General features: G+C 64.1%; 14 protein-coding genes and 2 tRNA genes. 6 read left to right on the plus strand and 10 right to left on the minus strand.

The features are described from left to right. Positions 1-148 precede the first annotated feature (148 nt). The 4 genes from ACPJW8_RS10050 to ACPJW8_RS10065 all read left to right on the plus strand — a co-directional run bounded on the left by ACPJW8_RS10050 (position 149) and on the right by ACPJW8_RS10065 (position 3,185). On the plus strand, positions 149-724 hold the full coding sequence (locus ACPJW8_RS10050) for a hypothetical protein (RefSeq protein WP_330188473.1): 576 nt from the start codon (positions 149-151) through the stop codon (positions 722-724). Further along, positions 724-1,938: a sensor histidine kinase gene (locus ACPJW8_RS10055; protein WP_330188474.1), complete on the plus strand. Its 1,215-nt coding sequence runs from the start codon at positions 724-726 to the stop codon at positions 1,936-1,938. Before ACPJW8_RS10050 ends, ACPJW8_RS10055 begins: the two co-directional genes overlap by 1 nt. Before the next feature lie 4 nt (positions 1,939-1,942). After that, positions 1,943-2,629 carry a response regulator transcription factor gene (locus ACPJW8_RS10060; RefSeq protein WP_330188475.1) on the plus strand — a complete coding sequence of 229 codons (687 nt, stop codon included), beginning with the start codon at positions 1,943-1,945 and terminating at the stop codon, positions 2,627-2,629. Positions 2,630-2,813: 184 nt separating this feature from the next. Beyond that, complete coding sequence (locus tag ACPJW8_RS10065; protein WP_330188476.1) at positions 2,814-3,185, plus strand: hypothetical protein; 372 nt, start codon at positions 2,814-2,816, stop codon at positions 3,183-3,185. Positions 3,186-3,263: 78 nt separating this feature from the next. Here ACPJW8_RS10065 and ACPJW8_RS10070 read toward each other — a convergent pair whose 3' ends face one another. Then, positions 3,264-4,049 carry an SDR family oxidoreductase gene (locus ACPJW8_RS10070; RefSeq protein ID WP_330188477.1) on the minus strand — a complete coding sequence of 262 codons (786 nt, stop codon included), beginning with the start codon at positions 4,047-4,049 and terminating at the stop codon, positions 3,264-3,266. A 102-nt stretch (positions 4,050-4,151) separates the two neighbouring features. Here ACPJW8_RS10070 and valS point away from each other — a divergent pair, with 102 nt between their 5' ends. Then, positions 4,152-6,773 (plus strand): valine--tRNA ligase, encoded by a 2,622-nt coding sequence (gene valS, locus ACPJW8_RS10075; protein ID WP_330188478.1) that lies wholly within the window; start codon positions 4,152-4,154, stop codon positions 6,771-6,773. 353 nt (positions 6,774-7,126) lie between these two features. Here valS and ACPJW8_RS10080 read toward each other — a convergent pair whose 3' ends face one another. The 6 genes from ACPJW8_RS10080 to ACPJW8_RS10105 form a co-directional block, all read right to left on the minus strand. Continuing rightward, positions 7,127-7,741, minus strand: a complete 615-nt coding sequence (locus ACPJW8_RS10080) for a disulfide bond formation protein DsbA (RefSeq protein ID WP_330188479.1) — start codon at positions 7,739-7,741, stop codon at positions 7,127-7,129. A gap of 35 nt (positions 7,742-7,776) precedes the next feature. Then, positions 7,777-9,063 (minus strand): ATP-dependent Clp protease ATP-binding subunit ClpX, encoded by a 1,287-nt coding sequence (gene clpX, locus ACPJW8_RS10085; RefSeq protein WP_330188480.1) that lies wholly within the window; start codon positions 9,061-9,063, stop codon positions 7,777-7,779. A 181-nt stretch (positions 9,064-9,244) separates the two neighbouring features. Beyond that, entirely contained in the window at positions 9,245-9,904 is a 660-nt protein-coding gene (locus tag ACPJW8_RS10090; protein ID WP_330188481.1) for an ATP-dependent Clp protease proteolytic subunit, read from the minus strand. 38 nt (positions 9,905-9,942) lie between these two features. Beyond that, on the minus strand, positions 9,943-10,575 hold the full coding sequence (locus ACPJW8_RS10095; RefSeq protein WP_330188523.1) for an ATP-dependent Clp protease proteolytic subunit: 633 nt from the start codon (positions 10,573-10,575) through the stop codon (positions 9,943-9,945). A 243-nt stretch (positions 10,576-10,818) separates the two neighbouring features. Further along, positions 10,819-12,225: a trigger factor gene (tig, locus tag ACPJW8_RS10100; protein WP_330188482.1), complete on the minus strand. Its 1,407-nt coding sequence runs from the start codon at positions 12,223-12,225 to the stop codon at positions 10,819-10,821. Positions 12,226-12,316: 91 nt separating this feature from the next. Next, positions 12,317-12,391 (minus strand) — tRNA-Pro (locus ACPJW8_RS10105). A gap of 176 nt (positions 12,392-12,567) precedes the next feature. On the opposite strand from ACPJW8_RS10105, the gene ACPJW8_RS10110 reads away from it, so the two are divergent. Next, positions 12,568-12,641, plus strand: a tRNA-Gly gene (locus ACPJW8_RS10110). 144 nt (positions 12,642-12,785) lie between these two features. Here the strand turns inward: ACPJW8_RS10110 and ACPJW8_RS10115 are convergent. The 3 genes from ACPJW8_RS10115 to ACPJW8_RS10125 all read right to left on the minus strand — a co-directional run bounded on the left by ACPJW8_RS10115 (position 12,786) and on the right by ACPJW8_RS10125 (position 15,300). Then, positions 12,786-13,691: an Fpg/Nei family DNA glycosylase gene (locus ACPJW8_RS10115; RefSeq protein WP_330188483.1), complete on the minus strand. Its 906-nt coding sequence runs from the start codon at positions 13,689-13,691 to the stop codon at positions 12,786-12,788. Beyond that, positions 13,691-14,131, minus strand: a complete 441-nt coding sequence (locus ACPJW8_RS10120; RefSeq protein ID WP_425256475.1) for a ribose-5-phosphate isomerase — start codon at positions 14,129-14,131, stop codon at positions 13,691-13,693. Before ACPJW8_RS10120 ends, ACPJW8_RS10115 begins: the two co-directional genes overlap by 1 nt. 143 nt (positions 14,132-14,274) lie before the next feature. Further along, positions 14,275-15,300: a hypothetical protein gene (locus ACPJW8_RS10125; protein ID WP_330188485.1), complete on the minus strand. Its 1,026-nt coding sequence runs from the start codon at positions 15,298-15,300 to the stop codon at positions 14,275-14,277. Positions 15,301-15,437 lie beyond the last annotated feature (137 nt).

Genomic DNA, 15,437 nt, shown 5'->3' on the forward strand with positions numbered 1-15,437 from the left:
TTCTTCCGGAAGCTCACCGGTGATTGCCGGGTCAAAGCTGCTACCAACGATGGTACCGGAAAGTCACCCCTCCCAGCTTCCGTTCAGCTATGGACTCACAGCCCTTCTGGGGAAATACTTCTGGTATCACGGTCCAAGGGGAGGTGCCATGACGGGCGCGGAGGAACTGACTGACCCGATCGTTTCAATCCAGGACGCCCGCGGCGTTGACGCAGTGCGCGGCCATCTGGCCTGGGGTGAACTGATCACGCCACGGCTGGTGGCGGTCCGCGGAAGCACAGATTGGGCCAGGGAGCCGCTCCGCTTTGAGGTGCTCCTGGCTGCCCGGCCCGGCGAGCGCGACCCTGGTACGGATTCCGGGGCGGAAACCGCCGGTGAGGGCGAGGCGCTGCCCGGTCTGCTGCCCGTCGAGCGGATCAAGCCACTGCGGATCGAGGTCATTCCTCCGGCCGATGATGGGAGTCCCCGGGGTGCCCTGGTGTGGCTTGCCCAGGCTTCGGCCTTCCCGGCGCCGTATTCCGGGTCCCTGGCCACGATCGACCCCGCAGCCCGGGAAGCCCCTGCCGACCTGGCCGCCCCGATCCCCGACTGGGATCCGGCGGAAGTACTCGGACCAATCGCAGCTTTGGAAGAGGAACTGCTCCAGGCGCTCGTCCGGCCCTGGGCAGGCGCTGGAGATGACAGGTCGCGGATGTGGTGGTGCTTCATCTTCGGGGGCTGCTGATGCCTGGCGCAGGCAGCAACTCCCTGCGCCATTTCGGGAAGCTGGCAGACGGCGCCGGGCTGCTTGTGCTGTTTGGGCTGGAAATGCTGCTCTCCTGGGACAAGGCTGCGGCGCCGTTTCCCGGCGGGGCCTGGCTGGTGCCGTGGCTCGTCGCTGTGCTTTACGTTCCCCTGGCATTCCGGCGGGTGCGCCCTGCAGCCGTGTTCGGGCTGACAGTCACGGGCAGCTCCCTCATGAGCGTTATGGTGCCCGGCTTTGTCCCATTGTTTTGTGTGTGGCTGGCGTTGTACACAGTGGCCCGCATGTGTCCCCGGCGGGAGGCTGTTGCCGCTGTGGTCCTGGCCTGTGTGCCGGTCCTCCTCAACGTGCTTGTTGAGGTGGGCAGGGACAGCGCAGCCGCCCAGTGGGATGTGGCCCTGGTGGGCGCCGTGGGCGGTGCTGTCATTACATTGGCCGTCTTTGGGCTGGGGCGCTGGGTTGCGTGGAGTGTTGAACAACGACGCCGGGTGGCAGCTTTCGCGGCTGAACGGGCCATCAGGGACGAACGGTCACGCATTGCCCGCGAGCTGCACGACGTCGTCGCGCACGCCGTCAGCCTGATGGTCCTGCAATCGGCCGGCGCGGCAAAGGTGCTGGACACCAATCCCCGGCAGGCAGCTGCCGCAATGGAAAGTGTTTCCACGCTGGGACAGCAGGCGGTGGTGGAGCTGCGCCGGATGCTGGGGCTGCTGTACGACGACGGCCCGGGGAGCGCCTATGGATCTGGGCCGGGGTCAGGTATGCCGGGACTTTCCCGTCTCCAAGTGCTCCTTGATGAAGCAGCCCGGGCCGGGCTTGACGTGGACCTGCACGTGACGGGACAGCCGGTGCCGCTGGAACCTGGCGTTGATCTATCCGCCTACAGGGTGGTGCAGGAGGCCCTGACCAACGCAGCACGATACGGGGAGGCTGGGCAGCGGGCGTCCGTATCACTCGATTGGGGTCCTTCAGGCATCACCCTGGAAGTCCGGAACCGATGCGCTGAGCGGCTTCCCGGTGACCACCCGCTGTCCACGGGCCACGGTTTGCTGGGGATGGCGGAGCGTGCCAGGGCTGCCCACGGATGGGTGGAGCCAGTCAGGGACGGAAGTGACTTCGTGGTACGTGCAGGATTTCCTGCTGTGGCGCCGTCCCAAACCGGAATTCGTTCAGCGCCGGTCCGCCATGGAAGATAAGGCAGTGCCGAAACCGATCCGCGTCCTTCTGGTTGACGACGAACCCTTGGTGCGCGGCGGCCTCGCCATGCTGCTGGGAGCCGAGCCGGACATCGTTGTCACCTCAGAAGCAGGAAACGGGCGCGAAGGCGTGGAAGCGGCCCGGCAGGGAATCGCCGACGTCGTCATCATGGATCTGCGGATGCCCGTACTCGACGGAGTAGCGGCAACGCAGGAATTGGCATCAGACGGATTCCTCCCGGACAACGCGACAATACCCGTACTGGTGCTGACGACATTCGACAGCGATGCGCAGCTGTACGCTGCGCTCCGGGCCGGCGCCTCCGGATTCCTCTTGAAAAGCGCTGCTCCCGGAAGCCTTGCGGAAGCCGTTCGCTCATTGGCACGGGGTGAGGGTTGGCTGGATCCCGCGGTGACCCGGATGCTCATCAGTGAATTCGCTGCCCGGCCTCCTGACGTGCTTCCTGCTCCGGCGGAACTGTCCAGGCTCACCCAGCGGGAGCGTGAGATCCTGGCGATCATTGCCGGTGGCCTCAGCAACACCGAGATCGCGGCCAAGCTGTTCCTCAGCGAAGGGACGGTCAAAACGCATGTGGGCCGGATCTTCGCCAAGCTTGGGCTGCGGGACCGCGCCCAGGCCGTCGCCTTCGCCTATGAGAGCGGCCTTGTCCGGCCGCGCCTGGCCCAGTAGGTAAACGGCAGCACGGACGCTGCGCGGGTATGACTGCAGTGGCACCCGGGCCCACCACATCCGACTCCCGGAGTACCTCCTGAACAGGCCTCCAGCCCGACGATTCCAGCTGCACAAAAGCGGAAAGTTGTGTTCATCGGGAGGCCTCACAGGGAGGCCCGCCAGGAGCACAAAGGACTAAGCCATGAGCGTCGCAGCATCCACCGCCACAGCACCAGCCACGAGGAAGCACAGCCGTTTGAAGAAGACCGTCGCCACGGCGGCGGTAGCCACCGCATTGGTGGGCGTCGGCGTCAGCACCGCCCAGGCTGCCGGCCTGGTGGCACCGGGTTCATCCACCTACGTCAGCACGAACCTGTGGGGAGCGTCCAGGATCTGCGTCACTAATTACGGGGCCGCCTGGGGCAGCTTCACGCTTTACGCAAACTTCGCCAGCCCCGAACAGAACTGGGTACCGGGCTACAGCACCCGCTGCCGTGATGCCTGGTGGTTCGGCCAGAACGTGCGCGTCCAGAACACCGGCTCCACTATGGAGTACGTCTACCGGGGATTTTGAGCACGCGACGCGCGGGGTCCGGGCAACCACTGCCCGGACCCCGCCCACCTATGCAGCTCCAACGGCCGTTGGAGTTATTTACTTGGCCTTGCGGATCAGCTTGTGGTTCGCGGCCTGCGCAACGGGACGGATCACGATCTGGTCCAGGTTCACGTGGTGCGGGGCGCTCACGGCGTACCTCACGACGTCGGCCACGTCTTCAGCGGTCAGCGGCTTCTCCACCCCTTCATAGACCTTCTCCGCGGCGGCCTGGCTGCCCAGCCGCATCAGAGCGAATTCCTCGGTCTGAACCAGCCCCGGGGCAACCTCAATGACACGCACGTTGTGTTCTGCTTCCTCCAGCCGCAGGGCCCCCGTCATGGCATGCTGGGCGAACTTGGCAGCGTTGTAACCGGCGCCGCCTTCATACGCTGCGAGGCCAGCCGTCGACGTCAGGTTCAGGACAGTGCCCTCACCGCTTGCGCGCAATTGCGGCAGGAACGCCCGGATGAGCTTCATGGTGCCCACCACGTTCACCTGGTACATCCAGTCCCAGTCGTCTGTCTTGGCCCCGGCAATCCGGTCTGCTCCCCGGGCGCCGCCGGCAATGTTGATCAGCGTTGCGGCACCTCCGGCGTCCGTGACGGTCTGAAGGATACGTTCGACGTCGGCGTCCTGGGTGATGTCCGCGGGGACGGCTACGGCGCCGGTTTCCTTTTCGAGTGCGGCGAGCCTTTCTGCCCGGCGTGCGACGGCGTAAACGGTCCAGCCGTCAGCCCTCAATGCCCTGACAGTTGCCTCGCCGATTCCGGTGCTGGCAGCTGTGACAACTGCTGCCCTTTGGCCTGGGTGGTTGCTTGCTGTGTCCTGGGAAACGTCAGTCATGGCACCACCCTAGCGGCATCGTGTGGCTGGAACCTTCCCGGGATGACAGTGGGATGACAGGGGGATGACAGGGAGCCCGGGAGACCATGAAACAATTGGTGAATGGCTGAAACAACACAGGGCACAGACACGCCCGAAACCGCCCCTATCAACGTTCCGGACAAGCCCGCCCTTGAGGGGCTCGAAGCTGCCCTCACGCAGCGCTGGCTTAGCGAAGGCACCTACAAGTTCAACCCGGACACCACGCGGGAGCAGGTCTACTCGATCGACACTCCCCCGCCCACCGCCTCCGGTTCGCTGCATGTGGGGCACATGTTCTCCTTCACGCAGACGGACGTGCTGGCCAGGTACCAGCGGATGACCGGCAAGAACGTCTTCTATCCCATGGGCTGGGATGACAACGGCCTGCCCACCGAGCGCCGTGTCCAGAACTACTACGGCGTCCGCTGCGATCCGGCCATCCCATACAACGCCGACTACCGGCCGCCGGCCCAGCCTGCCAAGAACCAGCGCGACTTCGATGTTGTTTCGCGCCGGAACTTCATTGAGCTGTGCGAGGAGCTCGCCGTTGAAGACGAGAAGGTCTTCGAGTCGCTGTTCCAGCAGCTCGGCCTCTCCGTGGACTGGCAGCTGACGTACCGCACCATTGACGACACCTCCCGCGAAGTGTCCCAGCGCGCCTTCCTGGCCAACCTTGCATCCGGCGACGCCTACATGGCTGAGGCCCCCACCCTCTGGGACGTGACCTTCCGGACCGCCGTGGCACAGGCCGAGCTTGAGGACCGCGAAGTTGCCGGCGCCTACTACCGCTACCCGTTCTTCACCGAGGACGGCGAAAAGATCTACATCGAGACCACCCGCCCCGAACTGCTGGCCGCCTGCGCCGCGCTGGTGGCAAATCCGGACGACGAACGGTATCAGCCGCTGTTCGGCAAGAAGGTCACATCCCCGGTCTTCGGCGTCGAGGTTGAGGTGAAAGCCCACCCGCTGGCCAAGGCCGACAAGGGATCCGGCATCGCCATGGTCTGCACCTTCGGCGACCTGACCGACGTCACCTGGTGGCGCGAACTGCAGTTGCCTACCCGCGCGATCGTGGGCCGTGACGGCCGCATCATCGGCGAGACCCCTGACTGGATCACCACCGACGCCGGCCGCGCGGCCTATGCATCCATCGCCGGGAAGACCGTCTTCAGCGCCAAGGAAGGCGTGGTGGAACTCCTGTCCGCAGAAGGACTGCTGGACGGCGAACCGAAGAAGATCATGCACCCGGTCAACTTCTTCGAAAAGGGCGACAAGCCCCTCGAAGTGGTGACCTCCCGCCAGTGGTATATCCGCAACGGCGGCCGGGATGAAGACCGCCGCGAGCGTCTGATTTCCCGCGGACATGACATCGACTTCCACCCGGCGTTTATGCGTTCACGCTACGAAAACTGGATCTCGGGGCTCAATGGCGACTGGCTGGTATCGCGCCAGCGTTTCTTCGGTGTGCCCATCCCGGTCTGGTACCCGCTGGACGCTGACGGCAACCCGGACTACGACTCCCCCATCCTGCCCTCGGACGAACAGCTGCCGGTGGACCCCGCCGCAGACGCCGCCCCCGGATTCGAAGAAGCACAGCGGGACGTACCCGGTGGCTTCACCGGAGACGCCGATGTGCTTGATACCTGGGCCACGTCATCCCTGACCCCGCAGATCGTGGGCGGCTGGAGCCGTGACGAGGACCTGTTCGCCAAGGTCTTCCCCTTCGACCTCCGCCCCCAGGGCCACGACATCATCCGTACCTGGCTGTTCTCCTCAGTTGTGCGCGCAGATGCGCTGCAGGACGTCGCACCCTGGAAGCACGCCGCGATTTCCGGCTGGATCCTGGACCCGGACCGGAAGAAGATGTCCAAGTCCAAGGGCAACGTTGTGGTGCCCACGGACGTGTTGAACGAATTCGGTTCCGACGCCGTGCGTTATTGGGCAACCTCCGCGAAGCTCGGCGCGGACACCGCGTATGAGATCGCCCAGATGAAGATCGGCCGCCGCCTGGCCATCAAGCTCCTCAACGCCTCCAAGTTTGTGCTGAACCTGGGCGCCACGGAGAACTCGGTGGTTTCGGCTGACCTGTCCGTGGTGACCAATCCCCTGGACCGCGCAGTCCTGGCCCAGCTCGCCGACGTTGTTGCCCAGTCCACCAAGGCATTCGAGAACTACGACTACGCCCGCGCCCTGCAGATCAGCGAGTCGTTCTTCTGGCAGTTCACCGACGACTACGTCGAACTCATCAAGGACCGCGCGTACGGCGCAGCCGGCGAACAGGAGCAGGCCTCAGTTCTCGCTGCCCTGGCCACCACACTGGACACCCTCCTGCGGCTCTTCGCACCGTTCCTGCCGTTTGCCACGGAGGAAGTCTGGAGCTGGTGGCGGAACGGATCCGTGCACCAGGCCAGCTGGCCTGCCGCCCTGGACGTGACCGACGGCGACACCACCATGCTCGCCACCGTTGGCCAGGCCCTCAGCGGCGTACGCAAGGCCAAGTCCGAGGCCAAGGTCAAGCAGCGCACCGAGGTTCTGTCTGCGACCATCACGGCATCCGAGTCACTGACCACCCAGTTGAAGGCCGGACTCGGCGACCTCAAGGCCGCTTCCAACGCCCGGGAAATCACCCTGGTGGCCGGCGATGTTGAGCTGACTGTAAGCAATGTTGAACTGGCGCCGGCCGAGGAGCCCGCCCAGGGCTGACACGCCAGTAGTCGAAGCCTGTTTTTGGGCGGGCCTGATTTTGGGCAAAGGGGAAGCCCCATCAGCGTTTTGCCGTTGGTGGGGCTTCGACTTTCGGCCATCTGGTGACGACTTGATGGTCTGGCAGGATCCTCGGAAATTTCAGGTCTTCCTACCACGTCACTGGTAGCTCATATCCGACTTTGCCGATGGCTGCGTCAAATACATATCACTGAATCTTTGGTTCCTGCGTCCCGCTTCTTTCGAAGTGGGTAAGAACCATTGTGGTCCCGTCCGTCGGAGGACGCAAGAGCCCCGGAAGAACTACACGTGAGTAATTCTTCCGGGGCTCTTATTGTGCCTGATACAGCGCATTAATCGAAGGCAGGCCGCTCGGTCCGGCTGCGCTTGATCTCGAAGAAGTGCGGGTACGCAGCCAGGGTGACGGTGGCGTCCCACAGGCGGCCTGCTTCCTCGCCCCGCGGGATCCTGGTCAGCACCGGACCGAAGAACGCTGTGCCGTTGAAGGCCACCACCGGAGTGCCGACGTCCTGGCCCACCAGCGAGATTCCCTCTTCATGGCTGGCACGCAGCTGCGCATCAAACTCATCCGACGACGCGGCCTGTGCCAATTCCGCCGGAAGGCCGCACTCCATCAGGGCTTTGCCGATCACGATGTCAAGATCCTTCTCGCCGGACACGTGGATCTGGGTGCCCATGGCGTCGTACAGCGGCTTGATCACGGCATCGCCGTGTTGCTCACGGGCTGCAATGATCACACGAACCGGTCCCCAGCCCTTGTCCATGGCCTCCCGGTATTCCGGATCGAGGTCCCGTCCCTCGTTCAGGACGGACAGGCTCATAACATGCCATTCCGTTTTGATGTTGCGGACCTGCTCCACTTCGCCGATCCAGCGTGAGGTAATCCAGGCAAACGGGCAGCGCGGGTCAAACCAGAAATCGGCGCGGTTCAGTGATGGTTCAGTCATGGGTCCTCTTCACGTGTATGTGGGAGCGGGCGGCGTCAGGCGGACTTGCGCCGCTTTGCAGGAGGTTCGTGTTCAATGAGGGCCGGCTCAGCACCGTTGAGGACGACGTCAGCGCTGATCACCACGCTGGCGATGTCCTGCCGGCTGGGGAGGTCGAACATCACGGGCAGCAGGACTTCTTCCATGATGGCCCGCAGCCCGCGCGCACCGGTGCCACGTTCCAGTGCCTGGTCAGCGATGGCTTCCAGTGCGCTGTCCTCAAAGACGAGGTCGACGCCGTCGATCTGGAACATCTTCTGGTACTGCTTGACCAGTGCGTTCTTCGGGGTGGAGAGGATCTGCATCAGGGCGTCGCGGTCCAGGTTGGAGACCGTGGTGATGACCGGGAGCCTGCCGATGAATTCCGGGATCAGGCCAAACTTCAGGAGGTCCTCGGGCATCACTTCACCGTAGGAATCCTTGTTCTTGCTGAGATCGTTCAGCGGGGCGCCGAAACCGATGCCCTTCCGGCCCGAGCGGGAGCCGATGATTTCCTCGAGCCCCGCGAAGGCGCCGGCCACGATGAACAGCACGTTGGTGGTGTCGATCTGGATGAATTCCTGATGTGGGTGCTTGCGTCCGCCCTGCGGAGGTACAGAGGCAACGGTGCCTTCCAGGATCTTCAGCAGCGCCTGCTGGACGCCCTCACCCGAAACATCGCGGGTAATGGACGGATTTTCGCTCTTGCGGGAGATTTTGTCGATCTCGTCGATGTAGATGATGCCCTGCTCGGCCTTCTTGACGTCATAGTCAGCGGCCTGGATGAGTTTCAGGAGGATGTTCTCCACGTCCTCGCCCACGTAGCCGGCTTCCGTCAGGGCCGTGGCATCGGCAACAGCGAACGGCACGTTGAGCCTGCGGGCCAGCGTCTGCGCCAGGTAGGTCTTGCCGCAGCCGGTAGGGCCGATCAGCAGGATGTTGGACTTGGCGATCTCGACGTCGTCATGGTGGCCGCCGTCAGCGAGGCTGCTGCTCTTGGGCGCGTGGCCGGCCTGGATGCGCTTGTAGTGGTTGTAAACGGCGACGGCCAGGGAACGTTTTGCCGGCTCCTGGCCGACGACGTATTCCTGCAGGAAGTCGAAAATCTCGCGAGGCTTGGGGAGCTCGAAGCTGCCAAGGTCCGCGACCTCGGCGAGTTCTTCCTCGATGATCTCGTTGCAGAGCTCAATGCATTCGTCGCAGATGTAAACGCCGGGACCGGCGATCAGCTTGCGAACCTGCTTTTGGCTCTTGCCACAGAAAGAGCACTTCAACAGATCGGTGCTCTCGCCAATCCGAGCCATGTGGGAACCCCTTAGTTTCTTGCCGCCGATGCAGCAATGCACCGTTTGCTTCCAGTTCCGTCCCGCCGGCTTCCCCGGCAGTGACAACATCCACTCTAGGTCACAACGGCGGCCTTGGGTGGAATGAGGACGCCGGTGCGGCCCAAATTAATCGGGCCGCACCGGCGTCCGGCGCTCATCCTTAGCGGGTGATTGCCTGGGGCTTGATCTTGCGCGAGTCAAGCACCTGGTCGATCAGGCCGTAGTCCAGGGCCTCGGCCGCGGTGAGGATCTTGTCGCGCTCGATGTCATTGTTGACCTGCTCGGATGTCCGGCCCGAGTGGTGGGCCAGCGTGTCCTCCAGCCATGAACGCATGCGCATGACCTCGGCCGCCTGAATCTCAAGGTCCGATGCCTGGCCGCCCTGGCCGCCGGACAGCGCCGGCTGGTGGATGAGGACGCGTGCGTTCGGCAGCGCCAGGCGCTTTCCGGGAGTACCTGCGGCAAGCAGGACTGCTGCGGCACTGGCTGCCTGGCCCAGGCACACCGTCTGGATCTCCGGGCGGATGTACTGCATGGTGTCGTAGATGGCCGTCATGGCCGTGAACGAACCGCCCGGGGAGTTGATGTACAGGGTGATGTCGCGGTCCGGGTCCGTGGACTCCAGTACCAGCAACTGCGCCATGATGTCATCGGCCGAAGCGTCATCCACCTGGACGCCGAGGAAGATGATGCGGTCCTCGAACAGCTTGGTGTAAGGATCCTGGCGCTTGAACCCGTAAGGCGTGCGCTCTTCGAACTGGGGCAGGACGTAACGGCTGGTAGGCAGGTTGCCGGCAGACGATCCGAAGTTGTAGTTCATGTGTGGTTGCTCCTGATCTGGAATTTTCGAATGCCGGATTACTGCTCGGAAGACTCAGGCTCAGTGGAGCCGTTGGAGCCGTTCGAGGTACCGCCGCCGCCGGAAACGGAGCCGGCGTGGGCTGCGATCTTGTCGAAGAAGCCATACTCGAGCGCCTGGGTGGCTGTGAACCACTTGTCGCGGTCGTTGTCCTTGAGGATGGTCTCCACGGTTTGGCCGGTCTGTTCGGCGGTGAGCTCGGCCATGACTTTCTTCATGTGCAGGATGAGCTCGGCCTGGATCTTGATGTCCGAGGCCGTACCGCCGATGCCGCCGGAAGGCTGGTGCATCAGCACGCGGGCGTTGGGGGTGGCGTAGCGCTTGCCCTTGGTGCCCGAGGACAGCAGGAACTGGCCCATGGACGCGGCGAGTCCCGTTGCCACGGTGACGACGTCGTTCGGGATGAACTGCATTGTGTCATAGATGGCCATACCGGCCGTGACCGAACCGCCCGGCGAGTTGATGTACAGGTAGATGTCCTTCTCCGGGTTTTCAGCCGAGAGCAGGAGCAGCTGCGAGCAGATGGCGTTCGCGTTGTCATCGCGCACCTCGGAGCCGAGCCAGATGATGCGCTCTTTCAGCAGGCGGTTGTAAATGTAGTTGTCCTGGCTGGCGGGATCCACCGTTGCCATCCGGGGGGACTGTGCTTGCTGTGACATGTGTTCTTACCTCTCGCTGGTGACGGTGACATCACGTAACTTCACTACTTGGACACTAACCGGTTTGGGGATGGTTTTGTTCGCACACCTTGGGCTGTTCGCTGACGGCGCACGACTGGGGCCACCGGTTCAGGCCATAAAAAACAAGGCCCCCGGATCCGGAGATCCAGGGGCCGTGCAGATGCCGGAAATGTCAGCCGTCAGGCTGCCCGGCTGTTAGAACTTGGCTGCTGCGGGATCGTCGCTGGCGACGGTCTCTTCGGTCTCAGCTGCTTCCTCAGAAGCCGCCTCAGCGTCAGCATCTTCGAGCTCAGCGGCCGGAGCCTCTTCGCCACCGGGGCGGACGAAGCCGCTCAGGTCCACGGCGTTGCCTTCGGAGTCGGTGACCGTTGCCTGGCCCAGCACTACTGCCAGGGCCTTACGACGGCGGACCTCGGAGACCATCATGGGAACCTGGCCGCTCTGATCGATGATCTGGGCGAACTGGTTGGGGTCCATGCCGTACTGGCTGGCCGTGCTGACGATGTAGTCGATCAGCTCGTTCTGGCTGACGTTGACTTCTTCCTTTTCGGCAATGGCGTCGAGGATGATTTCGTTCTGGAAGGCACGCGCGGTGTTGGTCTTGACCTCTTCGCGGTGTTCCTCGGTGTCGTGCTCGCCGTCGCCGTGGCCGTTGCCCTCCTTGAAGTGGGCTTCGAGCTGCTCTTCAACAACGGAGTCCGGAACCGGAACCTCGATCATTTCGACGAGCTTGTCCAGGACCTTGTCGCGGGCTTCTACGCCCTGCTCGACGACCTTGGACTCGGCGGCCTGCTTGGCGAGGTCCGCACGGAGTTCTTCGAGGGTGTCGAACTCGGAAGCGAGCTGGGCAAAGTCGTCGTTGGCTTCGGGAAGCTCGCGGACCTTGACCGACTTGACGACGACCTTGACCTGGGCTGCTTCGCCGGCGTGCTCGCCGCCAACCAGGGTGGTGTCGAAGATGGCCTCTTCGTCAGCGGACAGGCCCGTGACGGCTTCGTCCATGCCTTCGAGCATGGTGGCAGCGCCTACCTGGTAGGACAGGCCTGAAGCGGAGTCAACCTCTTCGCCGTCAATGGAGGCGGTGATGTCGATGGTCAGGAAGTCATCGTTGGCTGCCGGGCGGTCAACGGACTTGAGCGTGCCGAAACGGCCGCGCAGTTCATCAAGGGCCTTGTCGACGTCGGCCTCGGAGGACTCCGCTGCGGCAACCTCAACCTTGATGCCGGCGTAATCCGGCAGCTCAACCTCGGGACGGACGTCAACCTCGGCGTGGAACTTCAGCTCACCGTCGGTGGAGGTCGGGTCCGGGACCTCGGTGATTTCGACCTCGGGGCGGCTCAGGGGGCGGATGCCGGATTCCTGGACAGCTGCCTGGTACCAGCCGTTGAGGCCTTCGTTGATGGCCGTTTCCAGCACGTAGCCGCGGCCAACGCGCTGGTCGATCAGCTTGGAGGGGACCTTACCCTTGCGGAAACCGGGGACCTGGATCTGCGAAGCAACAGTCTTGTATGCCTCGTCGATGCTGGGCTTCAATTCCTCAAAGGGGACCTCAACATTGAGCTTGACCCGCGTGGGGGTGAGGTTCTCGACAGCGCTCTTCACAGTCTAAGTACTCCTGGTTTGGTGGGGTTGGGTTCTGCAAACGCAAGGTAAAGCAACGTCCTGGCCTGGCCGGAAGGGCCGGGCCGCAGAGTCGGGGTGACAGGATTTGAACCTGCGACTTCCTGCTCCCAAAGCAGGTGCTCTAGCCAAGCTGAGCTACACCCCGTAAGTGCACAGGCAAGTCTACGGTCATCCGGGCCGAGTTTGCACATTTGACACGTGGGGGATGAATTAGGTTTAGTTGTACCCGGCTTGAACAGCCGGCCGGAAACATCGGGCATCGCGTTGCTGCACGAACCACTTCATGTGGAAGAGCAGATAGAATTGATGCCAGCTGGTCCCGGGGACGTAGCTTAATGGTAAAGCCTCAGTCTTCCAAACTGATTACGCGGGTTCGATTCCCGTCGTCCCCTCCAACACAGCCAGGGTCCCACAACGGGCCCTGGCTTTTTTGTTTCCCACGTGGCCACGCGCACGTTGGCCATGACACGCAGATAATCTGACGCGCCCGTTATTTCGTGCGCACCAGGTCATGTGCGCGTCGAAAGGTAATTTCCGGGTCAGCCCGCAGCCTGGCAGCCCGGGCACCAGTACAGCTTTCGCGCAGCCATTTCAGCAATGCCAATACTGGATCCGCAGACCCGGCATGGCTGGCCGTGGCGTTTGTACACAAAGTGCGCGGTGCCATCCCCGGGCAGCAGTCCATCGTCGTTCCCGCCAATGTCCCAGAACTCCGCCGGTGTGGTGATGATCCGCCCGTGCCGCACGCCGTCGTTCATCAGGAGGACGGTGTCGTCCCACAAGGCTGCAGCGGTGTCCGCTGGGACACCGGCTCCAGGCATCCACGGGTCCACGCGCTGCCGGAAGAGCGCTTCGGCGCGGTAGATGTTGCCAACACCGGCCAGGACGGACTGGTCCATCAGCAACTGCCCGACGGCGGTGCGGCGCCGCCGGAGCCGCGCCACGAACTCCGCGCGGTCCCCGGGCAGGTTGTGCAACGGGTCCGGCCCCAGGCGGTCCAGGACGGCCTGGACCTCACTGCCCGTCAGCGCCGCGCACGTGGTGGCGCCCCGAAGATCCGCCCAGCCGTGCCCTGAAACGAGCCGCACGCGCACAGCCCCAACGGGCGCCGGCGGACCGTCATAGCCAGCGTCAGCACCGGCGTCGAACGTTTCCCTCTCCCCCACCCGGCGGGGCGCGCCAATGCTGGAGGCACCGGTGAAGGTGCTGTCCCCGCCGAAGCTCCAGGCCCCGTACAGGCCGAGGTGGACGTGCAGGACCATGCCGTGCCGGAAGGTCAGGAACAGGTGCTTGCCGTGAGCGGCAGCGGACTCCAGGACGTGCCCGTCCAGGACAGCCGCGCCCGGCGCAAACTTGCCCTGCGGGCTGCTGACAACCAGCTTTTCACCGACAAAAACGTCGCTGAACTGCCGCGCCAGACGGTGGATCGAATGCCCTTCAGGCACTACTCGATGACCTCGCCGGTGGTCTCGTAGGCCGCGATCTTGCCGATCCGGCGGACGTGGCGTTCATCGTTGCTGAACGGTTCGGCCAGGAAGGCTTCGATGAGTTCCGTGGCTTCATCCACCGTGTGCTGGCGGCCCCCGACTGCAACAACGTTGGCGTCGTTGTGCTCGCGGGCCAGGGTTGCGGTGGAGTGGTTCCAGGCCAAGGCGGCGCGGATGCCCTTGACCTTGTTGGCGGCAATCTGCTCACCGTTGCCGGAGCCACCGAGGACGATACCCAGGGCGAAAACGCCCGCTTCCTGGTCTGCCACCACAGCCTTCGCCGCATTGATGCAGAAGGACGGGTAGTCATCCAGCGCGTCATATTCCTTGGGCCCGTGGTCTACCACTTCGTAGCCCTTGCCGGTGAGGTGCCGGACCAGGTGGGCGCTCAATTCCATGCCGGCATGGTCGGTGGCAATGTGCACGCGGGGCAACGTGGGGTTCTGGGTCACGGCAGTGTCCGTTCGTTCGACAAAGAGCACCGGAGCGACGCCGGGCTGGGGTGGAAGCGGTCAGGGTCAGATCGCCACGGACAAGGATACTAGGCGCCGGCCGCGTCCGGTCCGGGAGGCGCCCCGGGCGGACCTTCCCCGCGGGCGCGGGCTGCCACGAGTGTCAGGACTTCCGCGAGCCGCGCCGCTCCCGTGGCGCTGCCGCCGCTTACAGCCAGCCGGCCGCCGTCATTCTTACGGACGACGACGGCGGGACCGCTGCCTACGAGCACCGCTGAGGTTCCGCTGTGGTTCCGGTAGCCCCACCCGCCGTAGTCGGCGGCTTTCACCTCCGATGCGCTGGCCGCGGAGATGTCACCGGCCGGAAGGTCTATGACCGGCACCAATCCGCCAAGGAAGACGTGCAGCCCGCTGCGGTCCGCCTTCACCCGGGCGATGAGCAGGAACGCCCCGATCATGGCGAGGACCACCAGGACCAGGCCCAGCCAGGGAACGGCAATGGAGATCAGCGCGGCCGGCAACACCGACGCGATGGCAATCATCACGAACACCGAGCTCCGGGCGTGGACCCAGAAGCCGATGGTTTCGCGTTTCAGGTCAGGATCCAGGACGTCGGTGACTGCCCGCTCCAGGGCCCAGTCGTCCTCCGGGGACCACTGGCGGTCCGCCTTGAAGACAAAAATCATGACAACGCCCGCGGCAAGCGCCGCACCGCTGCCCAGTGCCAGCACCGTTGCGTCAACGTGTGACTCACGGGCGTCAGCCAGGCCTGCCTGGCCCACCAGCCCGGCCGCCAGGACGCTTGTCAGGAACAGGCACATAAACAGGCCGCCGCCCATCATGGCACGCCGCAGTATGGCCGGGTTGCGCAACCGGCAACCCTGGAACATCACCAGCCAGCCCACCAGCACCATCACCGCAGGGCCCACCCCCACGTAGGCGCCGAAAGGCGCAAAGGCTGTGCCGCCGTCGGGCGTCCAGGCGATGGCCAGCGGATCCGGAAGGTCCGGCTTCAAGAGCAGCGCGCACCCCACAAAGGCCACAGCCAGGGCGAGCGGAAACCCCAGCGCAAACCGCAGGGCTTTTCCATCCACAGCATCACCGAACTTGCCCATGGGTTAAAGCTACTCCCGCCGGAGCCACGCCGGAGGAACTACGGCTTGCCATCGCTCCAGCAAGTGGAAGAATGGCGAAACAGTGTGAACTGACAGTGCCGGCGCTGGCAAGGGCCCCGACGGCAACCACAAAATTC

Origin of the sequence: Pseudarthrobacter sp. J47 (assembly GCF_049810315.1) — a bacterium.
Taxonomy (GTDB): Bacteria; Actinomycetota; Actinomycetes; order Actinomycetales; family Micrococcaceae; genus Arthrobacter.

Excerpts from the sequence above, each read along its gene's own strand:
- ACPJW8_RS10070 (WP_330188477.1), bottom strand. The coding sequence starts at position 4,049 with ATGACTGACGTTTCCCAGGACACAGCAAGCAACCACCCAGGCCAAAGG.
- ACPJW8_RS10055 (WP_330188474.1), top strand. The coding sequence starts at position 724 with ATGCCTGGCGCAGGCAGCAACTCCCTGCGCCATTTCGGGAAGCTGGCA.
- ACPJW8_RS10080 (WP_330188479.1), bottom strand. The coding sequence starts at position 7,741 with ATGACTGAACCATCACTGAACCGCGCCGATTTCTGGTTTGACCCGCGC.
- ACPJW8_RS10125 (WP_330188485.1), bottom strand. The coding sequence starts at position 15,300 with ATGGGCAAGTTCGGTGATGCTGTGGATGGAAAAGCCCTGCGGTTTGCG.
- ACPJW8_RS10090 (WP_330188481.1), bottom strand. The coding sequence starts at position 9,904 with ATGAACTACAACTTCGGATCGTCTGCCGGCAACCTGCCTACCAGCCGT.
- valS (WP_330188478.1), top strand. The coding sequence starts at position 4,152 with ATGGCTGAAACAACACAGGGCACAGACACGCCCGAAACCGCCCCTATC.
- ACPJW8_RS10050 (WP_330188473.1), top strand. The coding sequence starts at position 149 with ATGACGGGCGCGGAGGAACTGACTGACCCGATCGTTTCAATCCAGGAC.
- clpX (WP_330188480.1), bottom strand. The coding sequence starts at position 9,063 with ATGGCTCGGATTGGCGAGAGCACCGATCTGTTGAAGTGCTCTTTCTGT.
- ACPJW8_RS10095 (WP_330188523.1), bottom strand. The coding sequence starts at position 10,575 with ATGGCAACGGTGGATCCCGCCAGCCAGGACAACTACATTTACAACCGC.
- ACPJW8_RS10120 (WP_425256475.1), bottom strand. The coding sequence starts at position 14,131 with ATGGAATTGAGCGCCCACCTGGTCCGGCACCTCACCGGCAAGGGCTAC.
- ACPJW8_RS10065 (WP_330188476.1), top strand. The coding sequence starts at position 2,814 with ATGAGCGTCGCAGCATCCACCGCCACAGCACCAGCCACGAGGAAGCAC.